General features: G+C 40.0%; 13 protein-coding genes. 8 read left to right on the top strand and 5 right to left on the bottom strand.

The window, feature by feature from the left end:
• The first annotated feature begins 315 nt into the window (after positions 1 to 315).
• Complete coding sequence (locus ACFE6N_RS03420; RefSeq protein ID WP_378933882.1) at positions 316 to 1980, top strand: beta-N-acetylhexosaminidase; 1665 nt, start codon at positions 316 to 318, stop codon at positions 1978 to 1980.
• Here the strand turns inward: ACFE6N_RS03420 and ACFE6N_RS03415 are convergent.
• Positions 1977 to 2903, bottom strand: coding sequence for an AraC family transcriptional regulator N-terminal domain-containing protein (locus ACFE6N_RS03415; RefSeq protein WP_378933880.1), 927 nt, complete (start codon positions 2901 to 2903; stop codon positions 1977 to 1979). The genes ACFE6N_RS03420 and ACFE6N_RS03415 overlap by 4 nt on opposite strands.
• Before the next feature lie 330 nt (positions 2904 to 3233).
• Between ACFE6N_RS03415 and ACFE6N_RS03410 the strand changes: the two genes are divergently transcribed.
• From ACFE6N_RS03410 to ACFE6N_RS03400, 3 genes are all read left to right on the top strand, one after another.
• Complete coding sequence (locus ACFE6N_RS03410; RefSeq protein WP_378933878.1) at positions 3234 to 4739, top strand: aldehyde dehydrogenase family protein; 1506 nt, start codon at positions 3234 to 3236, stop codon at positions 4737 to 4739.
• 199 nt (positions 4740 to 4938) lie between these two features.
• Positions 4939 to 5313 carry a DUF779 domain-containing protein gene (locus ACFE6N_RS03405; RefSeq protein ID WP_378933876.1) on the top strand — a complete coding sequence of 125 codons (375 nt, stop codon included), beginning with the start codon at positions 4939 to 4941 and terminating at the stop codon, positions 5311 to 5313.
• A gap of 140 nt (positions 5314 to 5453) precedes the next feature.
• On the top strand, positions 5454 to 5660 hold the full coding sequence (locus ACFE6N_RS03400; protein ID WP_378933874.1) for a hypothetical protein: 207 nt from the start codon (positions 5454 to 5456) through the stop codon (positions 5658 to 5660).
• Here ACFE6N_RS03400 and ACFE6N_RS03395 read toward each other — a convergent pair.
• Positions 5657 to 6058 carry a thiol-disulfide oxidoreductase DCC family protein gene (locus ACFE6N_RS03395; RefSeq protein ID WP_378933872.1) on the bottom strand — a complete coding sequence of 134 codons (402 nt, stop codon included), beginning with the start codon at positions 6056 to 6058 and terminating at the stop codon, positions 5657 to 5659. The genes ACFE6N_RS03400 and ACFE6N_RS03395 overlap by 4 nt on opposite strands.
• 267 nt (positions 6059 to 6325) lie before the next feature.
• Here ACFE6N_RS03395 and pyrR point away from each other — a divergent pair, with 267 nt between their 5' ends.
• The 4 genes from pyrR to ACFE6N_RS03375 all read left to right on the top strand — a co-directional run bounded on the left by pyrR (position 6326) and on the right by ACFE6N_RS03375 (position 12974).
• Complete coding sequence (gene pyrR / locus ACFE6N_RS03390) at positions 6326 to 6880, top strand: bifunctional pyr operon transcriptional regulator/uracil phosphoribosyltransferase PyrR (protein WP_090985290.1); 555 nt, start codon at positions 6326 to 6328, stop codon at positions 6878 to 6880.
• Positions 6881 to 6973: 93 nt separating this feature from the next.
• Positions 6974 to 7903 carry an aspartate carbamoyltransferase catalytic subunit gene (locus ACFE6N_RS03385; RefSeq protein WP_293741388.1) on the top strand — a complete coding sequence of 310 codons (930 nt, stop codon included), beginning with the start codon at positions 6974 to 6976 and terminating at the stop codon, positions 7901 to 7903.
• Between the two features lie 344 nt (positions 7904 to 8247).
• Complete coding sequence (locus ACFE6N_RS03380; RefSeq protein ID WP_378933869.1) at positions 8248 to 11271, top strand: tetratricopeptide repeat protein; 3024 nt, start codon at positions 8248 to 8250, stop codon at positions 11269 to 11271.
• A gap of 5 nt (positions 11272 to 11276) precedes the next feature.
• Positions 11277 to 12974 carry a hypothetical protein gene (locus ACFE6N_RS03375; RefSeq protein WP_378933867.1) on the top strand — a complete coding sequence of 566 codons (1698 nt, stop codon included), beginning with the start codon at positions 11277 to 11279 and terminating at the stop codon, positions 12972 to 12974.
• Between the two features lie 62 nt (positions 12975 to 13036).
• Here ACFE6N_RS03375 and ACFE6N_RS03370 read toward each other — a convergent pair whose 3' ends face one another.
• From ACFE6N_RS03370 to ACFE6N_RS03360, 3 genes are read right to left on the bottom strand one after another with little or no spacing between them, the layout of a single operon-like run.
• Positions 13037 to 14176, bottom strand: coding sequence for a VWA domain-containing protein (locus tag ACFE6N_RS03370; RefSeq protein WP_378933865.1), 1140 nt, complete (start codon positions 14174 to 14176; stop codon positions 13037 to 13039).
• A gap of 9 nt (positions 14177 to 14185) precedes the next feature.
• Positions 14186 to 16408 (bottom strand): DUF5682 family protein, encoded by a 2223-nt coding sequence (locus ACFE6N_RS03365; protein ID WP_378933863.1) that lies wholly within the window; start codon positions 16406 to 16408, stop codon positions 14186 to 14188.
• A 1-nt stretch (position 16409) separates the two neighbouring features.
• Entirely contained in the window at positions 16410 to 17492 is a 1083-nt protein-coding gene (locus ACFE6N_RS03360) for an AAA family ATPase (protein WP_378933861.1), read from the bottom strand.

Here is a 17492-nt window from a genome sequence, read left to right as displayed (position 1 = left end):
GCCCCATCCTGCAAGGTTTTAAAAACCTTAAAGGATTATTTTTTACCCTACAACCTATAGTAGCGACGGAAACACGGAGTTCGGGGATTTTCTTAATAAATCGTTTAGTAGTGACGAAGTTACCTCGAAACGTCATCTCGACTGAAGCCCAGCGAAACGGAGAGATCTATAGAGACAGATTTCTCGACTGCGTTGCACTTCAGTCGAAATGACGTCATTACTGTTATGTAACAAAATAATCCATTCTCCTCTACTTATTCTGTACATCCCTCCTATTATCACTACTTTTGAAAAGCTTAACCCAGCCTTTTCAGCATGAAAAAAATTATCTTTTTGTTTCTGACGATTATTTCCTCCAAACTTATTGCTCAGGAAGTGAATATTATTCCGCAACCAGTTTATATTAAAGTTGAAGCAAATAAAAAATCATTTACAATAGATTCAAAAACGCAAATTGTTGTAGTTGATTCATCATTATTGAGTTCAGCTAATTTTCTAATTAATTATATTCAACAGTATTATAATCTGAAGCTAAACACAACAAGTGTTACCCCAACTAAAAATTTCATTAGCTTAATTTTAAATACACGTGTCAGTGAATTTGATGATGCTTATTTTCTAAACACTTTAGATGATGGAGTTTCTATTATCGGCGCCTCAAAACCCGGGGTATTTTACGGTATACAATCATTAATACAACTTTTACCTACCTCAAAAGTAGAAAAATTAAGTATAAAATCGGTTTCAATTGTTGATTATCCCCGCTTCGCCTACCGCGGCATGCACCTTGATGTAAGCCGTCATTTTTTTGATGTTGCCTTTGTAAAACAGTACATTGATTATTTAGCACTGCATAAAATGAATTATTTCCACTGGCATTTAACCGATGACCATGGCTGGCGGATTGAAATCAAAAAATATCCTAAACTAACCGAAATCGGTGCCTGGCGCAATGGTAGTATTATTGGCTTATGGCCAGGAAAAGGCAACGAAAATATTAAATATCAGGTACTGCCCAACGAAATTAAAATCACACCAAAAGATGCTGTAATTAAAACTGACGGCATACGACATGGTGGTTTTTATACCCAGGAACAGATTAAAGAAGTGGTAGATTATGCGGCTAAACGTTACATCACCATTATCCCGGAAATTGAGATGCCGGCGCACAGCATGGCTTTACTGGCAGCCTATCCGGAATTAGGCACCGAACCCAACAAAAAGTACACCGTAGCCGAAACCTGGGGCATGATGAACAAATACAACAATGTACTGCAGGCTTCTGACACTACCTTTAAGTTTTTAGAAAATGTTTTAACAGAGGTGATGGATTTATTCCCCTCTCCTTATATCCACATTGGCGGCGATGAAGCCGCTAAAGTATGGTGGAAACAATCAGCTGTTTCTCAACAGATCATGAAAGCCAACGGCTTAAAAACCGAGAGTGAACTGCAAAGTTATTTTATCCGCAGGATGGGGAAATTTGTAAACAGCAAAGGTAAAACCATTATTGGCTGGAACGAGATTTTACAGGGAGGCCTGGCACCAAATGCGGTGGTGATGAGCTGGCAGGGAGAGAAAGGAGGCATTGAGGCGGCCAGGCAAAACCATAAAGCCATCATGACGCCAGAAAATACCGTGTATTTTAACCACAGGCAGTTCGTAAAAGAAGATAGCCTGGCTGCAAATAAGTTTTCGCCCCTGATTGATGTTTACAATTATGAACCCATACCTACTGAATTAAATGCCGAACAGGCAAAATACATTTGGGGTGCGCAGGGCTGTTTATGGACCGAATACATCACCACACCTGCTAAAGTACAATATCAGCTTTTCCCAAGGTTAGATGCCCTGAGCGAAATTTTGTGGAGTCCAAAAGATAAACGTAATTATCCGGATTTTCAGGAAAGATTAAAAACGCAGTTTAAACGATACGATTTAATGGGAATTACCTATTCTAAAAGGTATCTTGAAAATTAGTGGATGATCTGTTTTGCTACCTGTACCTGATAAGTGCCCGGTGTGATGCCTACAATCTTTTTAAATGTCCTGATAAAATAATTGGCGTCGTTAAAACCGAGTTCATAGCTTATCGAAGCCACTTTTGCACCAGGCCGAGTAAGCAAGATTTTGGCTTTGTTAATTTTCTCTGCCAGGATAAAATCGTTGGGACTAATGCCCAGCTCGCGTTTAAACAAGCGGTAAAACGTGGCCTTGCTCATACAGGCCTTATCGCTCAAGCTATTGATGCTGATCTTCTCGTTCAGGTTAGTTTTAATATAGTTCAGTACAAAGGCCAATGGATTTTGATTGATGTTATAACCTTCATCGCTGACGGTTTTAAGATTTTGAGTCTGCATAATGCGCACCAGCAATTCTTTTAAGGTTAAGTCGGCCAGCACATCTTTTTCCTTGCTACGTTCGGCGCAAATCCGGATGACTTTATTAATGAGGCAGGCAATTTCTTCATTGTTGTAAAAATGGTATTCATCATAGTTCAACAACCATTTTTCGTTACTTCCCTCCTTTGGGAAAAACTCGTTTAAATAAGCAATCGTTTTTTGGATCTGTTCCTGGTCAATAGCCAGGGCAATACATTGCGTAGGATTTTGATTAGTGGCTTCCGGAAAATCAATCTCCATCGTAACCGATGGAGGAACAATAACGGTCTGACCCGGAAAATAATCAAATCCCTCTTTATCAAACAAATGCATCACTTTTTTACCCCTCAGCATACTCGTAATAACAAAATCGTTAAAAGTGAGGGGAACCTTATAAGATTGGGTATAAGTTTCGAAAACATTTAATTCACAGCGCTCTAAGGTATAAGAGGTTCTGTTCTCTACCAGTGTCTGCAAGGTTTCTGTAGTACTGAGTTTTACCTGATCTAATGTATGTTGCATAAACCGAAATAATTTGGTTAGACTATTACTATAATCAAATATAATGATTTCCAACTTTTCAAACGGTCATATGAAAGCCCTGTTATCCGGCAATATACCATCATTTCCACTGGCTAACCCGTAAAGCAGGTCGGGTTATAAAATGGTTACAAAACCTGAAACAATAATGCTATCAATTGATTCGATTATCCTATCTGTACCACTCAATTTGCCATTAGGTTTGTATCAGCCAAATCTTATTACCGTAAAATCATGATGAGCCATACCATTAAAAACCCTATATCAAACCCGCTCAGAATGGTTTTTAAAATTTAATTATCAATAATAATTATGGAAAATTTAATTGAGAAACCTTCATTCAAATCCCACTACGATAACTATATAGGGGGAAAATTTGTAGCACCGGTTAAAGGTGCGTATTTTGATAATATATCGCCGATTGACGGTCAGGTTTTTACCAAGGCGGCCCATTCTACAAAAGAAGATTTAGAATTAGCCGTTGATGCTGCACATGAGGCTTTTAAAACCTGGAGCAAAACCTCTTCTACCGAAAGAAGCATTATCTTAAATAAGATTGCCCAAAGGATGGAGGATAACCTCGAATACCTGGCCACTGTCGAAACCATCGACAATGGAAAAGCGGTTAGGGAAACTTTAGCTGCTGATTTACCACTTGGCATAGACCATTTCAGGTATTTTGCCGGTGTGATCCGTGCAGAAGAGGGTTCGTTGTCAGAACTTGATCAAAATACAGTTTCCTTAATCGTACATGAGCCGATTGGTGTAGTGGCACAAATTATTCCCTGGAACTTCCCTTTGTTAATGGGTATCTGGAAACTGGCCCCTGCGCTGGCGGCAGGTAACTGTGTGGTATTAAAACCTGCAGAAAGCACACCTGTTTCGATTATGGTTTTAATGGAGTTAATCGGTGATCTACTACCTCCGGGTGTGGTTAACGTGGTAAACGGCTTCGGATCAGAACTTGGCCGGGCATTGGTAACTAATCCTAAAATTTCAAAAGCAGCATTTACAGGTTCTACCCCTACCGGAAGATTAGTGATGCAATATGCTACTGAAAATATCATCCCCGTTACCCTTGAACTTGGTGGAAAATCGCCAAATATCTTTTTTAGCTCGATAATGGCAGAAGATGATGCTTTTCTAGATAAGGCAGTGGAAGGTGCGGTGATGTTTGCCTTAAATCAGGGCGAAATTTGCACCTGTCCCTCGCGTTTATTAATTCAGGAAGATATTTACGAAAAATTTATTGCAAGAGTAATCGAAAGAACCGAAGCAATAAAAATTGGTAATCCGCTGGATAGAACGGTGATGATGGGGGCGCAGGCTTCGAAAATCCAATATGAAAAAATTGCGCAGTACATCAAATTAGGTAAAGAAGAAGGTGCAGAAGTATTAACTGGTGGAGGGGTAAATGAACTACCCGGCGAACTGGGTGGCGGTTATTATATAAAACCAACGATTTTTAAGGGTCATAATAAAATGCGGATTTTCCAGGAAGAGATCTTTGGTCCGGTGTTGGCGGTAACGACCTTTAAAACCGTTGAAGAAGCCATTGAGATTGCAAACGATACTTTATATGGTTTAGGCGCAGGGGTATGGACACGCGATGCCCATGAACTTTACCAGGTTCCCCGTGCCATTCAGGCCGGACGTGTTTGGGTGAACCAATATCATGCTTATCCTGCAGGCGCTCCTTTTGGCGGCTACAAGCAATCAGGTGTAGGCAGGGAAAATCATAAAATGATGTTGGGTCATTATCGCCAGACTAAAAACATGTTGATTTCTTACGATAAAAACAAACTGGGTTTCTTTTAATTGGATCATAGTTGGTGGTTCATTGAATTATGTAAAAGATCATAGTTGATGGTTTGTTAGTTCATAGCCTATCCGTTTATTACAATGGCTTGCAAATTAAAAGACATGCGATAAGCACCACGGCTATTAGCTACCTGACCATGAACCGCCAACCTTAAAAAATCTTTGCTTCTAAAAATCCATTATTAAAATTAACATCATGGTAGCCCGAATAGACAGTACAGAAAAAGCCAAAGAATTGATTGCCGCACTTAAAGAAAAGCATGGTGAACTCATGTTTTACCAGGCCGGCGGATGTTGCGAAGGCACACAGCCGCAATGTTTTGAAAAAGGTGGTTATTACCTGCGGATGCGCGATGTTTGTTTGGGTGAAGTAGAAGGCTGCGAATTTTGGGTAGACAGGGATCTTTTTGAATACTGGAAATTTTCGCACTTTACGTTAGATGTGCTCGATGGTTTCGGCGTAGGTGGTTTTTCTTTAGAAACTCCAATGCAGAAAACCTTCAAAATACATTACAGGTTATTCTCTGAAGAAGAATTAGAAAATTTAACTCCGGTTAAAACAGCCGAGTAAGTTTTGTATATTTGGTAAACACAGGTCAGCCTGGAGTAATCCGGCTGACTTTTTTTGTTGACTGTTCATTCATGCTGATTTAGGCCAGCATCTTTCCTGTTTTTAAAAATTTATGCAATCTTTGCATTCAAAACAAAATTATGCGTAAACTATTTGCTGTCCTTTGTACCATCATTACCCTATTTGCCATTAAAGAAGCAATATATGTTTTCCTTTCTCAGGAAGCAGATATGGTTAAACAGCGCCCGATCCTTATTATCATTTCGTTAAGCATCTGTATCCCACTAATTGTGTTATCGGTGTGGCTGTGGTCGCCGCGCGGAAAGAAAAACAATCAATCAAATTAAGCAATAAACTTACCTTTCAATTCGGGCGTTGGCACCCAACAACTCTCCTGCTTTCCCCACCACTTGTAACGGTTTTTAGCTATCCTGTCGTAAACCCAATCACGAATGAATTTGGGAACGATGATAAATGTATAGAGCAACGGAATTAATCCATTCATTTTGCGGGCCACGCGCAGTGCCGCTGATGATTTGGTATAGAGCTTTTCATCCTCCAGCAATAGAATGCTATTCAACGTTTCTGGATCTGCATTAAATTTTGGCAGCATTTCTTTGGCATAATCACCCTGTAACGCCGAAAATTTAAATTGGTTCTTTTGATCATGCGCAATAACAAACTGTACAGATGAATTGCACAAGTTACAAACGCCATCAAAAAAGATTACAGGTTGCCGGATCATAGACTATAAAAATAATGTTTTAAATGCAAAAACAGCCATAACTCCGATCAAAATTTAAGCGAAAAGCAGAAAGTTTAAAACTTAAATCGAATTACTCCTGTCGCACTAACTTCATCCTTTTTGTAATTTACCATTTCTATCCACATAAATTTATTTTTTCCTTTTACTTTTTGATAACGAACATTTTAGCCGCAGAATCGTTAAAACAATCAATGTTCAACTTTCTTAGCTTAAAACATTTTTATATATTTGCCCAATCCTTCTTCAATGCAAAAGAAAACACTTCTTGACGGACAAAAAATTCAGATTACAATTAAGAGGCTCTGCCATCAATTAATTGAAAACCACGACGATTTCGCAAATACCGTTTTAATTGGCATCCAGCCAAGAGGTATCTTTTTGGCTGACCGCATTCATCAGGATCTTCAACAGATCTTAAAAAACAAGAAAATTTTAAAGGGAAACCTTGACATTACTTTCTTTAGAGATGATTTCCGACGAAAAGACGGATTGGTTACCGCGAGCAGCAACTCGATGGATTTCATTATTGAAGGCAAAAAAGTAATCCTGATTGATGATGTACTTTGGACAGGCAGAACCATTAGGGCAGCGCTCGACGCCCTGCTTGCTTATGGCCGCCCCGAGAAAGTGGAGCTCTTGGTTTTAATAGACCGGAGGTTTAGCAGACACTTACCTATAGAACCTGATTACATTGGCCATCAGGTAGATAGCTTAAACTCACAACAGGTAAAAGTAACCTGGGCCAGCGAAGGAAGTGAAGATAAAGTGATTTTAATATCAGAACCGCCCCTGCCAAAATGAGCCTAAATACCTTACAATAGGAATATTTGGCATGGAAGCGCTATCTGACAATTAAAACCAAATAATAAAACAGAGAAAAACAATAAATAAAAAATGGCAGCAGAAAAATTATCAACCCGACATCTTTTAGGCATTAAAGATATTAACCGGAATGATATCGAATTGATTTTCGAAACTGCAGATAATTTCAAGGAAGTGATTAACCGCCCGATCAAAAAGGTTCCTTCACTTCGTGATATTACGATTGCCAATATCTTTTTCGAAAACTCTACCCGCACCAAACTTTCTTTCGAACTTGCTGAAAAAAGACTTTCGGCCGATGTGATTAATTTTGCAGCCTCCTCATCATCGGTAAGTAAAGGAGAAACCCTCATCGATACGGTAAATAATATCTTATCCATGAAAGTTGATATGGTAGTGATGCGTCATCCTTATGCCGGGGCAGGTCAGTTTTTAAGTAAACATGTAAAGGCCCAGATTGTAAATGCAGGAGATGGCGCGCATGAACACCCGACCCAGGCCTTACTCGACGCCTTCTCTATCCGTCAGAAATTGGGCGATGTTGCGGGCAAAAAAGTGGTTATCGTAGGGGATATTCTGCACTCTCGTGTTGCGATATCCAACATTCTTTGCCTGCAGCGCTTAGGTGCAGAGGTGATGGTTTGTGGCCCTACAACCTTAATCCCCAAACATATCCATCAACTTGGCGTAAAAGTTGAACATAATCTGATTAAAGCACTGAACTGGTGTGATGTGGCCAACATGTTGCGTATCCAGCTGGAGCGCCAGGATATAAAATATTTTCCATCTTTAAGAGAGTATGCCATGATGTATGGCTTAAATAAACAGATCTTAGATAACCTTGATAAAGAAATCATCGTAATGCACCCTGGTCCGATAAACAGAGGTGTGGAAATCACCAGCGATGTGGCCGACAGTAAACAATCGATCATTTTGGAACAGGTAGAGAATGGGGTGGCCGTCCGAATGGCCGTTTTGTATCTGCTAGCCAGTCAGGGATAATTAGTTTGGAGTTGTTAGTTTGGAGTCCTGAGTCGGGAGTCTATTTTTTCCTGCAATTAACCGATTTAAACAACTAACCAATTAACCTTCTACGCGATTTCCACACAGATTTGATGGAGGGAATAATAAACCAATGCCAATCGGCCACTGAACCGCTGCCGGATGCGGCGATATCAATCACGAATGAACTAATGACGATTGAACCTAACTTTTCCACATTCGATCGCCCTTTAATACCAAACCAAGAATCCCGTCGTTAATTTGTGTTATTAACAGATGTTAATTACTTCTGTTGATAAGCTCTGATACTATTTCTAATTTAGTACCAACCATATTTGAAACCGATGCAGAAAAAATACTTACTAATTCCGCTAATTTTAGCAGGAAGTTTTAGCACTTATGCGCAAGTTAGTGCGGTGCAAAACCTCAACAAAAACTATCAAACGGGCTTAGAATTATTAGACAAAGAAAAATATACGGCAGCTGCGCAACAATTTAAACTCGTTGAGCTGCAACGTTATAAACCTTCTACCCAGACAGAAAGCAATGCCGAACTGTCGTTACTTAAGGAAAACGCAAAGTTTTATGCAGCTGTTTGTGCATTGGAACTGACCAATGCCGATGCTGAGAGTCTGTTTCAGGCATTCATCCGCGATTATCCGTTAAATCCGAATACCAAACTGGCTTATTTCTACGTTGGAAAAACTTATTTCAATCAAAAAAACTACAAAAAAGCGTTAGAGTGGTTTGAAAAAACCGATCCTTCTACTCTTTCGGGCAAACAAAGAAATGAATACCAATTTAAGCAGGGTTATGCCTATTTTGAACTTAAAGACTATGATAAGGCAGAGCCTTTATTCGAAAAAGTAAAAAAAGAGGAAGGTGATTTTCAGGAAAGTGCCACCTACTACTTCGCGTACATCAATTACTTAAATAAAGAGTATAAAACGGCATTGGCCAACTTCGAAAAGCTGAAGGGCTCACCTACTTATGAGGCAAGTTATCCATATTATATCACATCGATGTACTACCTGGATGAGCGTTACGATGATGTGATCAGCTATGCGCTGGAAGCCATTCAAAAAACAAAACAACAATTTGAACCAGAGATGCTGAGCCTGGTTGCGGCATCTTATTTTGCAAAATCTGAATTCAGAAATGCGGAAAAATATTTTGCAGAATATTATGCAAAAGATAAAAGCGAAACCAAAAACAACCTTTTTATTTATCAATATGGATACAGTTTGTTCCAGAATAAAAAGTACAAAGAAGCGGTTACCGTTTTAGAAAAACTGAATAACGATGATATTTACCTGCAAAACGGTATGCATACGTTAGGTAAGGCTTTTATCCAGCTGGGAAATAAACAGAAAGCACAAAGTGCCTTTTTCAGGGCTTCACGCTTGAGTTTCGATAAAAGTATACAGGAAGAAGCCTGGTTAAACTACGCTAAATTAAGCTATGAGTTAGAATTTCACCAGCAGGCCCTGGAAGCTACACAGGGTTTCTTAAAAACGTTTCCAAAATCGCGTAAAATAAACGAAGCGAAAACTTTATTGGGCGAGGTTTTATTAACCACTAAAAATTATCAGGCCGCTGTAGACATTTTAGAACCTATTCCTGATAAAAACCTGGAGGCTAAAGAAGCCTATCAAAAGGTTACTTACTTCAGAGGATTGGAGTTTTACAACGAAAGGGCTTTCCCAAATGCCTTATCCATGTTTTTACGTTCCGACAAATTTCCGGAAGACAATGAAATTTATGCTTTAAACACGTATTGGAAAGCAGAATCGATGTACGAACTGCGTAAGTATGGAGAAGCAGTTAGCACTTTCGAGAAATTCCTGAAAATGCCGGATGCCGATAAGACAGGTGTATACAATTTTGCCAACTATGCTTTAGCTTATGCAGCTTTTGAAGATGAAAAATACAGCAAGGCGGCCAATTATTTCGAAAAATTCCTTGCAGGAAACGATAAAGATCAAAAAACCATTGATGATGCCACTATCCGGTTAGCCGATTCGTATTTCGTTAATAAGAATTATGGTGACGCGATGGCGAATTACAATAAGATCATCAACAGACATACCACTTCCGAGGATTATGCTACTTTCCAGAAAGGAATGATCCAGGGATTGGAAAATCAGTATGATGCGAAAATTGCAACCATGCAAAACTTATTGAAGGCTTTTCCAAACTCAAACTACGCGGATGATGCCGGTTTCGAAACAGCCTATACCTATTTCAATAAAGGTGATTTTGATAAATCCAAATCTGACCTTGTAGCTTTGGTTGCCAAATATCCACGAAGCAGCTACGTAGCTAAAGCACTGGTTACCATTGGCCTGGTTCAATATAATCAGGATCAGGATGATGCTGCTTTAGAATCGTTTAAAAAAGTAATCCGTGATTATCCAACTGCCGATGAAGCTAAACAGGCAATGGAATCAATTAAAAATATTTATGTAGACCGTGGCGATGCGGATGGCTTTATTGCGTATGCCGCCACTACTCCACTTGGAAATTACTCTGGCGCAGAGCAGGATAACATTGTATTTGCTGCAGCTAACAATACCTACCTAAAGGGAGATGCGAATGGCGCTTTCCAAGCGATAAATGCTTATTTTGATAAATTCCCTAAAGCGATACATGAAAAGGAAGCCAAATTTATCAGAGCTGAATCATTGGTTAAATTAGGTCGCCCGGATGAAGCCATTTCTGATTACGAATTTATCTTAAACGACTGGACGAGCGATTATACGGAGCGTTCATTGGTTAGTATCTCGCAACTGTTTTTAAACCAGAAAAAATACAATGAAGCCATTGTTTACCTTAAAAGACTGGAAACAACTACCGATTATAAATCGCATTATAGTTTTGCCATCAATAACTTGTTAAAGGCTTATACTGCCTTAAACATGCCTGATGACATGCTTAAGTATGCGCAGCTGACTAAAGAATCAGAAAAAGCATCGGAAGAAGAAAAAAACAGTTCCGGCTTATACTCCGGTAAAGCTTACTTACTAAAAGGCGACACTACAACTGCCATAAAAGAGTTTAAGAATGTAGTGGCCAAAACCAAAACTGTTGCTGCTGCTGAAGCCAAGTACAATTTAGCTTTATTGGAATACAACAAAGGTGATTTCAAAACTTCATCTAAAACCTGTTTTGACCTGATTAACAATATGGCCGCTTACGATTATTGGGTAGCGAAAGCTTTTATCCTTTTATCCGATAATTATGTAGCCCTTAAAGACAATTTACAGGCAAAAAGTACACTTCTCAGTATTATTGATAATTACGAAGGCAAGGACGATATCATTCCGACAGCCAAAGAAAAACTAGAAAAACTAAACAAGAAGAAGTAGCAATTATGAAATCGATTAAATATATATATAGTTCGCTGTTTTTTGTAGCTGCCGGCTTAATGACCGCACAGGCCCAGGATAAAAAAGCAGAGGAAAAAGGCGTAGTAAATGAAGAGATTGAGGTAGTGCGCCCATACAAACCCATTTTGGCCGAAGCGGTAAAGTTGAGACGAAGCCCAAATTTGGATGACGTTAAAACATATAAGGCTAAATTAAACTACAGCATTATGGATAAAAAGCTGGCGCTAAACAGTGATATCCAAAAATTGCAGGCCCAGGCACTTGCCGAAGAAAAAGAAAGCATTTTAGTGAACAATTATGTTAAAGGTGGATTTGGTTCTTTGGCTACTCTTTTAGGAGAAGCATATTTCAACACTGGCAAAGATGAAGGGTTACAGGTTGGTGGCTATTTTAAACACTTCAGTCAGGAAGGAAAGTTAAATAAACAGAACAGTAGCAACCAACAGTTAAGCGTTTTTGGTCGCAGTATTTTGGATGAGAATACAGTAAGTGGGCGCATTAATTTTGAGCGTAACGGCACTTATTTTTATGGGATCGACAACAGCAGGCCTACGCTAAATCCCAATCCGGATAAACAGGCATTAACGACCATCGAATTAGAAGGCGAATTGGTGAAAAACTTCACCGAGGACGAAGATGCTTTTAGCTACGCCTTAAAAGCCAATGGCTATATCTGGAACGATAAATTTAGCGCTAAAGAAAATTACCTGAGTTTAAACGGTTATGTTAACAAGCGTATTAATTCTTTAAACCTTGGCTTAGCTGCGTCAACTGAATTTGGAAACACGAAAGATGCTTTAACGAGTGTTGGCAACAATTTGCTGCGTTTAAACCCTTATATCCGCTTACAGGTTAAGGGGGCTAAAATTACCGCAGGCGTTAACTTCGTTCAGGAATTTGGTGCCTATAGCAGCACGAAGGTATTCCCCGCGGTTACGGCCGACTTTACGCTGATTCCTGATTATTTACAGGTTTTTGGCGAAGTTAAAGGAGATGTAAACAGAAACTCATTAAAAAACTTTACCGATGAAAACCCATGGCTAAACAGTAATATCCTGGTTAAAAATACTGTAGAAAAATTAAGTTTCAGCGCGGGTGTTAAAGGTACAGGCGGACCTGGCTTTGGTTACAAAGCCCGTATCTATGTAAAACAGTTTGATGATATGCCTTTGTTTGTAAACAACTTCACCGACTTTAATAAGTTCGATGTCATTTACGATTTCGGAAAAACAAAATTAACTGGTCTGGAAGGCGAAATTTCAGTTCAGGTAAGCGATGCTTTAAAATGGACCGGAAAATTAAACCTGGACGATTGGAAGCCGGCTTCTGAAACCTACTCCTGGTTTAAGCCGGGCTTAAAAGTGAGTTCGAACTTTATGTATACTTTCAACAAAAAACTAAGCTTTAATGCTGGTGTAGTCATTCAGGATGATGTAAAAGCTAAAGTATATACAGGTGCGCCGGTTCCTGCTTCACAATATGTAATTCCGAACCCGGGCATAGAACTTATTGAGACCGTTAAAGGATATGTAGATTTAGGCCTTGGTGCAGATTACAGGATCAATAAAAAATTCTCTGTTTTTGCTAAAGCAAACAATATTTTAAACAACAACTACAGCAGGTATTTATATTACCAGGCAAACGGATTTAATATTTTCGGCGGATTGACTTATTCTTTTTAAGCAGCTATTTAAGCGTACAAAAAATGCCTTTCCAAATCGGGAAGGCATTTTTTTTTAGGGTTTTATTTGGCATGTACTTTAATATCATGATCGCCAGCCCATTGATTAATGTCTTGTTTATTCAACGCCGCTGCCATTAATTCGGGAAACAGATCAGGCGTACAGGCAAAAACAGGTACGCCCAGCGACGATAGAAATTCGGCATTGTGGTGATCAAAAGCTGTTGAGCCATCATCATTAAGCGCCAAAAGTGTAATCAGTTGTACCCCATTGTTAACCAGCTGTGCAGCCATATTTTTCATTGCTTCCAAATTCCCGCCTTCGTATAAATCGGTAATCAGTATCAATACCGTATCCAACGGCTTTGTTATTATCTGAGCACAATAGGTTAATGCCTTATTGATATCGGTACCTCCTCCGAGCTGAACACCAAAAAGCAGATCAACCGGATCATGTAGCTCCTCGGTTAAATCAGCAACTTCGGTATCAAAAACCACCATTTTGGTATTAATTGCCGGAATTGAAGCCATTACGGCGCCAAAAATCCCTGAATAAACTACAGAGGTTCCCATCGATCCACTTTGATCCAAACAGAGCACAATGTCTTTCATCGATTTCCGTTTCCGTCCATAACCGATTCGGATTTCAGGAATAATGGTTTTATATTCAGGTTGGTAATGTTTAAGGTTCCGTTTAATGGTTTCGGCCCAGTTGATCTCGTTATGTTTGGGCCTTCTGTTCCTCGCTGAACGGTTAAGACTCCCAATGATGGCCTGTTGGGTTGGCGTCATTAATTTCTGCATCAGCTCATCAACTACTTTTTGAACCACTAAACGTGCCGTTGCCTTTGTTTTTTGAGGAATAGCCCGGCCTAAAGTCATTAAGTTTGCCACCAAATGAACGTCAGGCATAAGTGTTCCGAGTATCTCTGGCTCGTTGAGCATAGAAGTAAGATTAATCCGTTTAATAGCATCTTGCTGCATTACTTTTACTACAGTTTGTGGAAAGTATTCACGGATATCACCCAGCCATCTCGAAACATTTGGCGATGAAGGTCCTAAGCCACCTTTCCGATCTGAGTTATATAAAGCCTCCAAAGTATTGTCGATGCCGGTTTCCTGCTTTGTGAGCAGTACATCCAGCTCCTGCCGGGTTTGCCCGCCCAATATCAATCTCCATCTTTTTTCTAGTTCTTCTTGCATAGCTTAAGTTTAAAAACCAAGTATTTTTTCGAGTACAGGCAAAACCATTTCCGCCCGCGCTACATCAACTTCATCCTTCTGAGTAAAGCTTCTGCCTAACGTCGGTGCCTGCTTAACCTTTTGTGCAATACTATTTTTTTCGGATGGGGTATAAGTGGCAAAGGTTCTTCTCAACAGTGGAACAACCTCTAAAAATACTTCAGCACTTACTTCCGATAACCAGTTATTCAGAATTTCCCAAATTTCGTGGTCAAAGACTAAAACCGTTGCTGCATCTTTTAAAAAGCCTTCTATCCACAAGGCAGAATATGATGGATCATTACCCCCAGAAAGTGCCCTGCTAAATTCCAGGGCAGTTTCCTCTTTACCAATTACTTTTGAATCGTACAATAGTTTACAGCAGGTCCCATGAACCAGCGGTACCACATTTTTTTGTTTTAATACTGTGGCAAGGGTTTCGAGCCAAGCGTTTTTCATCATCTCATCGTCCAAAAACAAAATCGCTTTGTTTACAGCTTTGATCTTATCTGCAACAAGAACAGACTGCTCTTCATCAATTCCGAAACAGCTCGATGGCAAACCTGCATTTAAACGAAAAAAGATCGATTGTAGAATAGCACCTATGGTTTCCTGATCAGTTTTACGAACGTTGCCATAGCGGCTTACTTCCGTTAATGGGATAAATGCATCCATTAGCATGGCGATATCTGATGTCATCGCAGCCAGTTCATCCATCCTCGTCAACAATATTTGTACACCTTCGTGAAGATCAGCAGGTAGTACTTTGCTTACCAGTTCAGTGATCTGGGCAAGGTGTCCACAGTTAGATGAAATATGTTTCAGGTAATGGTTACAGGCCGATTCAACCGTATTGCCCCAAGGCGCTTTTTCGAGTAGTGCTATGGACAGCTCGGGATACCAGAGCAATAGCCACTCTTCCTTAAAAGTACCTTTACCCGAAATATATCTTTGCTTTGCCCATTTAATATCCAATATCAGCAAGCGATGGAACAGGATACTTTTTTGCAGACCATTTGTTTCCCTTAAATCTAAATTAAGTATTTTTTCTTCGTTGATTACTTTTAGGCGCAGGCTTTTAACCTGTTGTTCAAAATCTTTCTGCAGGGGTACCTGTGGAATTCCCGCTGGTACAGATCCCATATCGTTACCGATAATCAGTTCCGATCTGATTAGTTGCATCTGAATATCATCGCCCATACACATTACTGTTTGGGTGGCTTCATTGAGTTCTTTTAAGCCAGCTTTGCTTAGATTTCTTAATGCTGCCAGGGTATTAGCCAGCCTTACAGCCTCAATAATGTGTGCGGAAGAGATGTCGATTTTGTTACTCCTGAAAACATTGGCACTATAAGTTAACCACCTTGTGCCATCATCATTTTGGTTGTTCCAGATATGCTTGTACCAGCCAGGCGAATCCAAACCAGCACCATACCCACTTTCGAAAGCAAGGCGGTCATTCGTCCAGGGAATCCATGTAGTTTCGATTTTAGTTTTAGGCAAATTTTTTAACAGTGCATCATCATCCTTTTGTTTGGGCATATTCTGCAAGGCAGGTACATGCCAGGCTCCACATATTACCGTAATTGAACTATACATTTCACGTTCTGCCTGCCTGATGCCTCTACGCATAAATGCCTCACGGATTTTTTCAACCTTGTTATTCTCTGTTAGCCCCTCCCTTAATGCGCCTATAGCCTCTCCTATTGATGCAAAAACATCCTCGGGTTGCTTTGCAATCTCGAAATGATGTTCCCACCACTCTTCCTGATCATCGAAACCAGCAATCTCAGCCAGATGGGATAACGGATTTTTAGTAACAGGAATAAAGTCCGCTACTTCATCTGCCATACCTATATCAGGTGTAGCATTTTCGGGCGATTCCTCTGCAGGCACTTCTACCAGTTTATGGGTAAGGGGCATATCGATAAACCTTACCGGAATTTTATTTTTCAAACCATAAACAATGGCCTGCCACTCTGGCGAAAATTCTGCAAAAGGATAAAACACGGATTGTTTCGGATTATCAGGCACATAAGCCAATAAGGCAACCGGCGGTTTCATTTCCTGATCGCCCACCCACTTTAAAATAGCCTCTCCCTCTGGTGGACCTTCAACCAATATCACATCGGGCCTGAGGTTTTGCAGTGCTTCCAGAACATGGCGGGCAGATCCGGGGCCATGGTGCCTGATTCCTAAAAGATGAACAGACATATTAAACGATATCTCTACAAGCCCTATAAATGTCTTTCCATCCGTCTTTTTGTTTCAGAACGGTTTCCATGTATTCCTGCATCACAATTTTATCTTGTACAGGATCTTTGATTACCGAACCGATAATGCCGCTGGCAATATCATCAGCTTTTAAAGATCCGTCGCCGAAATGATAGGCCAATGCCAATCCATTATTCATTACGGAAATGGCTTCTGCCGTACTTAGCGTGCCTGACGGCGATTTCAGTTTGGTTTTACCATCAAGCGAAACACCGTTACGGAGTTCCCTAAAAATGGTTACGATCCTCCTGATCTCTTCGGTTATCGATTTTTGAACAGGCAGGTTAATTGACGTGCTAAAACTGGCCACCCTTTGTTCAACAATATTAACTTCTTCCTCAATTGAAGTAGGTACAGGTAAAATAACCGTATTAAAACGTCTTTTTAGTGCGCTTGAGAGTTCATTTACTCCTTTATCCCGGTTATTTGCGGTTGCAATTACGTTAAAACCCTGCACCGCCTGCACCCGCGTATTTAGTTCGGGTATGGGTAACATTTTTTCGGACAGAATGGTAATCAGTGAATCCTGAACATCGGCTGCAATTCTGGTAAGCTCCTCAATACGTACAATCTTGCCTTCTTTCATTGCACGCATTACAGGTGTTTCTACAATGGCTTCTTTAACCGGACCTGCTGATAATAACATGGCATAATTCCAGCCATAACGTACCGCTTCCTCACTGGTACCTGCCGTACCTTGTATCACCAGATTAGAATCGCCGGTAATCGCAGCAGTAATGTGTTCTGAAACCCATGATTTGGCCGTACCTGGTAAACCATATAACAATAAAGCCCTATCGGTAGTTAACGTCGCTACAGCGATTTCCATCAGCCTTCTGTTACCAATATATTTTGGGGTTACCTCAAAACCATTCCCCAGTTTTTTGCCCATTAAATAATCGATCACGGCATGTGGCGATAACTGCCAGTTTACGGGTTTTACATGTTTATCTTGCTTTTTTAATTCTTCAATTTCCTGCTTAAACTGTTGTTCGGCAGCTTGTCTTAATACGTTATTCTCCAC

The sequence above is a fragment of the Pedobacter sp. BG31 genome, assembly GCF_042464845.1.
Lineage (GTDB): Bacteria > Bacteroidota > Bacteroidia > Sphingobacteriales > Sphingobacteriaceae > Pedobacter > Pedobacter suwonensis.
This window is presented reverse-complemented; position numbering and strand designations above follow the sequence as displayed.